10 protein-coding genes are annotated in these 9,862 nt (G+C 71.8%); all 10 read right to left on the bottom strand.

Annotated elements, in window-relative coordinates; genetic code table 11:
* Positions 1–168 precede the first annotated feature (168 nt).
* A complete protein-coding gene (locus ACWGN5_RS41180) occupies positions 169–567 on the bottom strand; it encodes a YccF domain-containing protein (protein WP_453523979.1) in 399 nt (132 codons plus the stop codon).
* A complete protein-coding gene (htpX, locus tag ACWGN5_RS41175) occupies positions 564–1,427 on the bottom strand; it encodes a zinc metalloprotease HtpX (protein ID WP_365222310.1) in 864 nt (287 codons plus the stop codon). Before htpX ends, ACWGN5_RS41180 begins: the two co-directional genes overlap by 4 nt.
* Positions 1,428–1,573: 146 nt before the next feature.
* On the bottom strand, positions 1,574–2,029 hold the full coding sequence (gene mscL / locus ACWGN5_RS41170) for a large conductance mechanosensitive channel protein MscL (protein ID WP_453523976.1): 456 nt from the start codon (positions 2,027–2,029) through the stop codon (positions 1,574–1,576).
* A 34-nt stretch (positions 2,030–2,063) separates the two neighbouring features.
* Positions 2,064–3,593, bottom strand: a complete 1,530-nt coding sequence (locus tag ACWGN5_RS41165; protein WP_453523973.1) for an NADH-quinone oxidoreductase subunit N — start codon at positions 3,591–3,593, stop codon at positions 2,064–2,066.
* On the bottom strand, positions 3,590–5,143 hold the full coding sequence (locus ACWGN5_RS41160; RefSeq protein WP_453523982.1) for a complex I subunit 4 family protein: 1,554 nt from the start codon (positions 5,141–5,143) through the stop codon (positions 3,590–3,592). Before ACWGN5_RS41160 ends, ACWGN5_RS41165 begins: the two co-directional genes overlap by 4 nt.
* Positions 5,144–5,170: 27 nt before the next feature.
* The gene (locus ACWGN5_RS41155) at positions 5,171–7,150 is read right to left on the bottom strand and encodes an NADH-quinone oxidoreductase subunit 5 family protein (protein ID WP_453523970.1); all 1,980 of its coding nucleotides are present in this window, start codon (positions 7,148–7,150) and stop codon (positions 5,171–5,173) included.
* Positions 7,147–7,506, bottom strand: a complete 360-nt coding sequence (gene nuoK / locus ACWGN5_RS41150) for an NADH-quinone oxidoreductase subunit NuoK (RefSeq protein ID WP_356903044.1) — start codon at positions 7,504–7,506, stop codon at positions 7,147–7,149. Before nuoK ends, ACWGN5_RS41155 begins: the two co-directional genes overlap by 4 nt.
* Complete coding sequence (locus tag ACWGN5_RS41145; protein WP_453523967.1) at positions 7,506–8,057, bottom strand: NADH-quinone oxidoreductase subunit J family protein; 552 nt, start codon at positions 8,055–8,057, stop codon at positions 7,506–7,508. The genes nuoK and ACWGN5_RS41145 overlap by 1 nt, the downstream gene beginning before the upstream one ends.
* Positions 8,054–8,749: a NuoI/complex I 23 kDa subunit family protein gene (locus tag ACWGN5_RS41140; protein ID WP_453523964.1), complete on the bottom strand. Its 696-nt coding sequence runs from the start codon at positions 8,747–8,749 to the stop codon at positions 8,054–8,056. Before ACWGN5_RS41140 ends, ACWGN5_RS41145 begins: the two co-directional genes overlap by 4 nt.
* Positions 8,750–8,751: 2 nt before the next feature.
* Entirely contained in the window at positions 8,752–9,720 is a 969-nt protein-coding gene (locus tag ACWGN5_RS41135) for a complex I subunit 1/NuoH family protein (RefSeq protein WP_453523961.1), read from the bottom strand.
* Positions 9,721–9,862: the final 142 nt, after the last annotated feature.

The raw sequence follows: 9,862 nt of genomic DNA, 5'->3' as shown, positions 1-9,862 counted from the left end.
GGAGCCTCTGGCGCCGGCAGGGGCGCCGTCCCGTGTGCCCACCCGTCCCGCCCTGCGGGACGATTGCCCACACGGCGGTGGGCCGGGGCGCCGCCCAGCCGGGCGCGGGCCCCACACGGCGGTGGGCAGGGGCGCCGCCCAGCCGGGCGCGGGCCCCGCACGGGGCCCTCAGCGCACGCCGTAGCCGTATGCCTGGTTCGTCGGGACGATTTCCTTGCCCAGTGGCAGCAGCGACACCGGGATCATCTTGAAGTTCGCGATGCCCAGCGGGATCCCGATGATCGTGATGCAGAGCGCGATCCCGGTCGTGATGTGACCGAGCGCGAGCCACCACCCCGCCAGGATCAGCCACAGCACGTTCCCGACGCAGGACGCCGCGCCCGCGTCACGCCGGTCGACGACCGTGTGGCCGAAGGGCCAGAGCGCGTAGACGCCGATGCGGAACGCGGCGAGTCCGAAGGGGATGCCGATGATCGTGATGCAGAGCAGGACGCCCGCGAGCATGTAGCCCAGGAACATCCAGAATCCGCACAGGATCAGCCAAATGACGTTGAGGATCGTCTTCACGGGCGTCGACCTGCCATCTGTTCGAGACGGGCGATCCGCTCGGCCATCGGCGGATGCGTGGAGAACATCTTGGAGAGGCCCTGGCCGGGCCGGAAGGGGTTCGCGATCATCATGTGGCTCGCGGTCTCGATCCTCGGCTCGGGCGGCAGCGGAAGCTGCTTGGTGCCGGCCTCCAGCTTCCGCAGGGCGCTGGCGAGGGCGAGCGGGTCACCGGTGAGCTGGGCGCCGGAGGCGTCGGCCTCGTACTCCCGGGAGCGGGAGATGGCGAGCTGGATGACCGAGGCGGCGATCGGGCCGAGGATGAGGATCAGCAGGTAGCCGAGGATCCCCGGGCCGTCGTCGTCGTTGGAGCGGCCGACCGGGATCAGCCAGGCGAAGTTGACCAGGAACATGATCACGGAGGCGAGCGCTCCGGCGACCGAGGAGATGAGGATGTCCCGGTTGTAGACGTGGCTCAGCTCGTGGCCGATGACCCCGCGCAGCTCGCGCTCGTCGAGGATCGCGAGGATGCCCTCGGTGCAGCAGACGGCGGCGTTGCGCGGGTTGCGGCCGGTCGCGAAGGCGTTGGGCGCCTGCGTCGGCGAGATGTAGAGCCGGGGCATGGGCTGACGCGCCTGCGTGGAGAGTTCGCGGACCATCCGGTACAGGGCCGGGGCCTCGAACTCGCTCACCGGGCGGGCGCGCATGGCCCGCAGCGCCAGCTTGTCGCTGTTCCAGTACGCGTACGCGTTGGTGCCGAGCGCCACGAGCAGCGCGACGATCAGCCCCGTACGCCCGAAGAAGCTGCCGATGACGATGATGAGGGCCGAGAGCCCTCCGAGGAGGACGGCGGTCCTCAGCCCGTTGTGCCGGCGGTGCACGGTACGCCCTCCAAGTGGTGCGGCAGGGGAACCCTTTTCCTGGTCGCGGTCTACTCGTCCAGTGGACCCTCCCGTACTGGTCAACGCCAGGCGGAAGGTTCGGGTTCCCCAGCTCGCACGGGGTGCCGTGTGGGCCGTTCGGGTGATCAGCGCGCGGCGGGGATCTTCTCCAGGCCGGCGATGGCGGACGTGGGCTCGACCTCGCTGGTGCAGTGGGCGCAGCGGGAGGCGATGGCCGGGATCTCGGTGAAGCAGCGGGGGCAGTCGCGCTTCTCCGACTTCGGGTCGTTCGCCTCCTCCTTGGCGAACTTCTCCTGGATCTTCGTCATCGGGACGACGATCACGAAGTAGAGGACCGCGGCGGTGATCACGAACGCTATGGCCGCGGCGATCGCCAGACCGTAGGGGAAGACGGTCTTGCCGACGGTGAAGCTGGCCTCGCTGAAGTCGCCGACCGAGCCGGTGGCCAGACCGATGAGCGGGGTGATGAACGCCTTGCTGAAGCCCGTGACGACGGCCGTGAACGCGGAGCCGACGGCCAGACCGATGGCCATCGAGACGACGTTCCCGCGAAGTATGAAGTCCTTGAATCCGTTCAGCACGGGGTGTTGCTCCTCGGTTCTCTCTGTGGGGGGATCAGAAGAGGCTGCCCGTCGCGAAGCGGAGGGCGAACTGCGGGTAGCCCGACAGGACGACTCCGACGGCGGCGGTCAGCACGATCGCCACGGTGACCGGCGCGGGGGCCCTGTGCGTGACGGGGGCGCCCTCCGGAACGCCCTCCGGAGCGCCTTCCGGTGCGCGGAAGAGCAGCGCCGTCCAGCGCAGGTAGTAGTACAGCGCGATCACGACGTTGACGCCCATGATCACGGCCAGCCACCCGAGGCCCGCGTCGACGGCCGCCGAGAAGACGGTCACCTTGGCGAAGAGGCCGATGATACCCGGGGGCAAACCGGCCAGATTCAGGAGGAAGAACCCGAGCGCGAGGGCCGCGGCCGGGCTGGCGGCGTACAGGCCCCGGTAGTCCGCGATCCGGTTCTCGGGGTGGGTCCGGGCGACGAGCGCGACGATCGCGAAGGCGCCGAGGTTCACGACGGCGTACATGAGGGCGTACGCGACGGTGGCGCCGATCTGGTCGTCACTGGAGTACGCGGCGGCCGCGATCGGCACCAGGAGGTAGCCGGCCTGGGCGACGGAGGACCAGGCGAGGAGGCGTACCGCGCTCCACGCGCGCGTGGACACCTGGCGGAGCGCGGCGACGTTCCCTGCGGTCATGGTGAGCGCGGCGAGCGCGGCGAGCGCCGGGCCCCACACGTCCGCGTACGACGGGAAGGCGACGACCGTCACCAGGATCAGGCCGGTGAAGCCGACGGCCTTGCCGACCACGGAGAGGTAGGCGGCGACGGGCAGCGGGGCTCCGACGTAGGTGTCGGGCACCCAGAAGTGGAAGGGCACGGCGGCGGTCTTGAAGGCGAAGCCGACGAGGGTGAGCGCGACTCCGGCCTCGGCGAGCGTCTGGAGCTGCCCGGGGACGTCGTCGAGGCGCTGGGCGATCTCCGCGAGGTGGAGGGTGCCGGTCGCCGCGTACACGAAGCTGACGCCGAGCAGGGTGACGGCGGTCGCGGTGACGGAGGACAGGAAGAACTTGAGCGCGGCCTCGCCGGACATGCGGTCGCCGCGCTTCAGGCCGACGAGCGCGAACGCGGGCAGCGAGGCCACTTCGAGGGCGACGACGAGGGTGGCGAGGTCGCGGGAGGCGGGCAGCAGGGCGGCGCCGGCGGCCGAGGACAGCAGCAGGAACCAGTACTCGCCGGCCGGGAGCTTCTCGCGGGTCTCGTCCATCGACAGGAAGGCGGTGACGAGCGCGCCGGCGAGGACCAGCAGCTGGATGACGAGGGTGAAGTGGTCGGCCGTGTAGCTGCAGGCGGGCGCGTGGCCCTCGGCCTGGGCCTTGGCGGTCAGGCAGAAGGTGGCGCGGTCGCCGGAGCGCAGCGGCAGCAGGAGGGCGAGGGCGGCGACGAGGCCGCCGATCGCGGTCCAGCCGAGGAGCTGCTTGCGTTCCTGCGGCACGAAGAGGTCGGCGACGAGGACGACGAGGGCGACCACGGCCGTGAGGGTGGGGGGCGCGATCGTGAGCCAGTCGACGGACTGGACGAGCGACGACGTCACTGGGTGCCTCCGGCGAGGAGCTGCTGGACGGCCGGGTCGGTGAGGCCGAGGAGGACGGCGGGCCAGAGTCCGGCGAGGACGGTGAGGGCGACGAGCGGGGTCCAGGCGGCGAACTCGTACCCCTGGACGTCGGCGATCGCCGTCTCCCCCGCGGGTCGCGGGCCGCCCATGCAGACGCGGCGGACGACGACGAGGAGGTAGGCGGCGGTGAGGAGGGTGCCGAAGGCGCCGATCGCCATGAAGGTGAGGAAGGCGGGGCGGCTGAGGCCCTCGGCCGGGTCGAAGGCGCCGAAGAGGGCGAGCATCTCGCCCCAGAAGCCGGCGAGGCCGGGCAGTCCGAGGGAGGCGACGGAGGCGAAGGCGAGGAGGGCGCCGAGGCGGGGGGCGCGGCCGTAGAGGGCGGCGCCGGTGGCTCCGGCGAGGGTGTCGAGGTCGGCGGTGCCGTACCGGTCCTTGAGCGCGCCGACCAGGAAGAACAGCAGGCCGGTGATGAGGCCGTGGGCGATGTTGGCGAAGAGGGCGCCGTTGACCCCGGTGGGGGTCATGGTGGCGATGCCGAGGAGCACGAAGCCCATGTGGCCGACGGAGGAGTACGCGATGAGGCGCTTGAGGTCGCCCTTGTTGCCGGGCTTCGCGAGGGCGAGGCAGGCGAGCGATCCGTAGATGATCCCGGAGACGGCGAAGGCGGCCAGGTAGGGGGCGAAGACGCGCATGCCGTCGGGGGTGATCGGCAGGACGATCCGGACGAAGCCGTACGTGCCCATCTTCAGCAGGACGCCGGCGAGGAGGACGGAGCCGACGGTCGGGGCGGCGGTGTGGGCGTCCGGGAGCCAGCTGTGCAGCGGCCACATCGGGGTCTTCACGGCGAGCCCGAGACCGATCGCGAGAACGGCGATGACCTGCACGGATGTGGTCAGTCCACGGCCGTTGTCAGTGGCGAGTGCCACCATGTCGAACGTGCCCGCCTTCACGCCGATGAGGAGCAGGCCGAGCAGCATGACGACGGAGCCGAGCAGCGTGTAGAGGATGAACTTCCAGGCGGCGGCCTGCCTGCCCTCGCCGCCCCAGCGGGCGATGAGGAAGTACATCGGGATGAGGACCATCTCGAAGGCCAGGAAGAACAGGACGAGGTCGAGGACGGCGAAGGTGGCGAGGGTGCCGGACTCCAGGACGAGCAGGAGCGCGACGAAGGCCTTCGGGGACGGGCCCGAAGGCATCTTGAAGTAGCTGTACAGCGCGCAGAGGAAGGTCAGCAGCGCGGTCAGGACCAGGAGGGGGAGGGAAATGCCGTCGACACCGAGGTGGATGCGCACGTCGAGTGCCCTGATCCAGCTGATGTCCGTCGTGGCCTGCATCTTCGACGGGTGGTCGTGGTCGAAGCCGAGCGCGAGGACGATCGCGGCGAGCAGGATGACGCCGGTGACGAGGACGCCGTGGCGGAGCACGGCCTGGTCGGGCGACTTCCCCTTCAGTCCGGGCGGGGCCGGCAGGAGAGCGGCGGCGGCGCCGAGGAGCGGGCCGGCGACGATCAACGCCAGAAGGAACTGCATCACGGATTCGCTGATATCGATCACGGCTCACGCTCCGGCGACGGCGTTGGCGAGGGCGACGGCGACGATCGCCAGGACGACGGAGCCGGCGAGCAGGGCGCTCAGATAGGTCTGCACGTTGCCGGTCTGGGCGCGGCGGACGAGCCAGCCGAGCCCCTTGGCGGAATCGCCCGCGGCGCGGACGTAGGTGTCGACGACCTCGCGGTCCAGGAAGCGGACCAGGGAGGCGGCGGCGAGTACGGGGCGGACGAAGGCGGTCCGGTAGACGGCGTCCAGGTGGAAGCCGTCGGCGGCCGGTCCGTGCAGCGGCCCCAGGAGGGCGCGGCCGGGGTCGGCCGGGTCCTCGGCGGGGTGCGGCAGGTGCAGCGCCTCGGCCTCGACCTGGCCCGCCTCGGCGTCCGGGTGGGCGACGTGCGGGAGGGGGGCCGTCACCGGGGTGCGGGCGGCGAGGGTGCGCCAGACCGCGTAGGTGATGACGGCTCCGGCGGCGGCGAGGCCCGTGCCGAGGACGGCGGTGGTCAGGGTCGGGGTGAGGGCGTTCCCGTCGAACCAGTCGTCGAGGTAGGAGGCGGTCAGACCGAAGCCCAGGGTGGGGATCGCGAGGACCCACAGGACGCTGGTCATGGCGATCGGCTGCCGACCGTGGTCGGGTGCTTCGGCGCCGCGGCCGCGGAAGGTCCGCAGCCAGAGCCGGAGGGCGTACGCGGCGGTCAGCAGGGCCGTGAGCAGTCCGGCGACGAGGACGGTCCAGCCGGCCCCGGCGGGGGCGACGTCCCGCTCGCCGAGGGCGGTGTGCTCGGCGGCCACGAGGACGGCTTCCTTGGAGAAGAAGCCGGCGAAGGGCGGGATCGCGGCGAGCGCGAGGAGGGCGACGGTCATCGTCCAGTACGCGTCGGGGATGCGCTTCGCGAGGCCGCTCATGCGGGACATGGCGGTGAGCGAGTTCGTGCCGGCGGCGTGGATGACCGCGCCGGCGGCGAGGAACAGGAGCGCCTTGAACGCGGCGTGCGAGAGGAGGTGGAAGACGGCGGCCCCGCGGTCGCCGACGGCGAGGGCCCCGGCCATGTAGCCGAGCTGTCCGATCGTCGAGTAGGCGAGGACCCGCTTGATGTCGTCCTGGGCGAGCGCGGCGAGCCCCGAGCCGACCATGGTGATCGCGGCCATCACGGCGAGCACGGTCATCGCGGCGGCGGAGGCGGCGAAGACGGGCAGCAGCCGGGCGACGAAGTAGATGCCGGCGGCGACCATCGTCGCCGCGTGGATGAGAGCGGAGACGGGGGTGGGGCCGGCCATGGCGTCCGGGAGCCAGGTGTGGAGCGGGAACAGCGCGGACTTGCCCGCGACGCCGGCGAGCAGCAGCAGCGCGACCAGGGTGGGGTGGTCGAGGCCGCCGCTCGCGACGGCGCCGAGGACGCCCCTGATCTGGAACGTGCCCGCGTCGGCGGCGAGCGCGAAGAGACCGATGAGGAAGGGGACGTCACCGAGCTTGGTGACGAGGAAGGCCTTGAGGGAGGCGGACCGCGCCTCGGGCGTCTCCCAGTAGTGGCCGACGAGGAAGTACGAGCAGATGCCCATGATCTCCCAGCCGACCAGGAGCACCATCAGGTCGCCGGAGTAGACGACGAGCAGCATCGCGGAGGTGAAGAGGGAGACGAGCGCGGCGTACGAGGGGTAGCGCGGGTCGTCGCGGAGGTAGCCGGTCGAGTAGATCTGCACGCAGGTCGCGACCACGCCGACGAGGACGGCGACGAGGGCCGCGAAGCCGTCGATGTGGAGGCTCAGGTCGATCGGGACGGACCCGGTCGGGGTGAGCTGGGTGGCGGCGTCGATCGCCTTCCCTCCGCCCTGGCGGGCGGCGACCAGGGCCGCGAGGACCGCGGCGGCGAGGGTCGGCAGCACGGCCAGCGGGCGGACGAAGCCGGGCGCGGTGCGGCCCAGCAGGAGTCCGGCGGCGGAGCCGAGGAAGGGGAGGAGGGGGACGAGGACGGCGAGGGTGGTCGTGGTCACGCGGCGGCCTCGGCCTTCTCCTCGGCGGACGGCTGTTCTTCGGCCGACGGCCGTTCCTTGGTGTCGCGCAGGCGGTCGACGTCCGAGGTGCCGCGGTTGCGGTGGACCATCAGGACGATCGCGAGACCGATGCCGATCTCCGCGGCGGCGACGGCGATGGTGAAGAGGGTGAGGGCCTGGCCGGCGTGGAGGGTGTCGCGGAGCCAGACGTCGAAGGCGACCAGGTTGAGGTTGACGGCGTTGAGCATGAGCTCGACGGACATCAGGACCAGGATCGCGTTGCGGCGGGCGAGGACACCGTAGAGACCGACGGCGAAGAGGAGGGCGGCGAGGACGGCCGGGTAGGCGAGGTGCATCAGTTCTCGTCCTCCTTCTTCTTCCGGGAGAGGACGATCGCGCCCACCAGGGCGGCGAGGAGCAGCACCGACAGGGCCTCGAAGGGCAGCACCCAGTGCTGGAAGAGGATCTCGCCGGTCACGCCCGTGGAGCCCTGGGCGGGGCCGTCCAGGTCGATCCAGGTCGTACGGAAGGCGTCGACGACGACCCAGACGAGGGCGGCCCCGGCGGCCAGGGCGACGGCGAGGGCGACCGGTCGGTTGCCGGAGTCGGCGTCCGGGGAGCGGCCGATGGGGGCCTTGGTGAGCATGAGACCGAAGAGGAGGAGGACGACGACGGAACCGACGTAGATCAGGACCTGGACCCAGGCGATGAACTCGGCGGTCAGGAGCAGGTACTCGACGGCGAGCCCGCCGAGCGCCACGACCAGCCAGAGGGCGGCGTGCACCAGCTGGCGGGTGGTGACGGTCACGAGGGCGGCGCCGAGGGTGGCGATGCCGACGAGGACGAAGGCGATCTCGACGCCGGTGGGCGAGAGGAAGCCGTGGGCGGCCTGTGCTGCGAGGGTCACTGCTGGTCCTCCTGGGCCTGGGCCTCGGCTTCGGCTTCGGCTGCCTCGGCTTCGGCGGCGGCCTGGGCCTGGGCGGCGGCCTCGGCCTCGGCGGCGGCCTGGGCCTGGGCGGCTGCCTCGGCTTCGGCGGCGGCCTGGGCCTGGGCGGCTGCCTCGGCCTCGGCGGCGGCCTGGGCGGCGGCCTTCTCCGCCGCCTTGCGGGCCGCGGCGATCTCCTTCGGCTCCTCCGCGCACGGATCGAGCGCGGGCGGCTCGGGGACCGTCCACATCCACTCGCGGAGCTTGTCGCGCTCGTGGGTGAGCTCGTGGATGTCGGTCTCCGCGTACTCGAACTCGGGCGACCAGAACAGCGCGTCGAAGGGGCAGACCTCGATGCAGATGCCGCAGTACATGCAGAGCGAGAAGTCGATGGCGAAGCGGTCGAGGACGTTCCGGCTGCGCTCGCGGCCGCCGGGGGCGGCGGGCGGCACCGTCTCCTTGTGGGAGTCGATGTAGATGCACCAGTCGGGGCACTCACGGGCGCAGAGCATGCAGACCGTGCAGTTCTCCTCGAACAGGCCGATGACCCCGCGGGTGCGGGGCGGCAGCTCGGGCTGCACGTCGGGGTACTGCGCGGTGACGGTCTTCTTCGTCATCGTGCGGAGGGTGACGGCGAGGCCCTTGGCGAGGCCGGAGCCGGGAATCGGAGCCATGGTTACTGGATCGCCACCTTCACGATGCCGGTCAGCGCGATCTGCGCGAGCGCGAGCGGGACGAGGGCCGTCCAGGCGAGCTTCTGGAGCTGGTCCTCGCGCAGGCGCGGGTAGCTCACCCGCAGCCAGATCACGACGAAGGCCAGGACGGCCGTCTTGAGGAGGGTCCAGACCCAGCCGAGGCCGTCGGCGCCGAAGGGGCCGTGCCAGCCGCCGAGGAAGAGGACGGTGGTCAGTCCGCAGAGGACGACGATGCCCGCGTACTCGGCGAGCAGGAACAGCGCGAAGCGGAGGCCGGTGTACTCGGTGTACGCGCCGAAGATGATCTCCGAGTCGGCGACCGGCATGTCGAACGGGGGCCGCTGGAGTTCGGCGAGGCCGGCGACGAAGAACACGAGCGCGCCGATGATCTGCCAGGGCAGCCACCACCACTCGAAGGCGTTCAGGATGCCGGGCAGCGAGACGGTGCCGGCGGCCATCGCGACGGACGCCGCCGCGAGCAGCATCGGCAGCTCGTACGCGAGGAGCTGGGCGGCCGTGCGCAGGGCGCCGAGCAGCGAGAACTTGTTCGCGGAGGCCCAGCCGGCCATGAGGCTGCCGAGCACGCCGACGCCCATCACGGCGAGCACGAAGAAGATGCCGGCGTCGACGAGCTGCCCGACGGCGCCTTCGCTCGGGCCGATCGGGATCGCGACGAGGACGAGGAGGTACGGGAGGAGGGCGACGGCCGGCGCGAGCTGGAAGATCCGCCGGTCCGCGTCCTTCGGGACCACGTCCTCCTTCTGCGCGAACTTCACGCCGTCGGCGACGAGCTGGGCCCAGCCGTGGAAGCCGCCCGCGTACATGGGGCCGAGGCGGCCCTGCATGTGGGCCATGACCTTGTGCTCGGTCTGCCCGATGACGAGCGGCAGCACGATGAAGACGGCGAAGACGACGAGCAGCCGGAGGGCGACGTCGAGTGCGTCATTCACGCGGGATCGCCTCCGGCGGGGTCGGCGGGCTTGTCGGTGCCGTCCCGCCCGGCGGGCGGCTCGGCGGGGGCGGTGGCGTCGCGCCCGGCGGGCGGCTCGGCGGAGGCGGTGGCGTCGCGCCCGGCGGGCGGCTCGGCGGGGG

This window comes from Streptomyces sp. NPDC055815, assembly GCF_053616475.1.
Note: the sequence above shows the minus strand (reverse complement) of the source record. Positions and strands in the feature narration are given on the sequence as shown.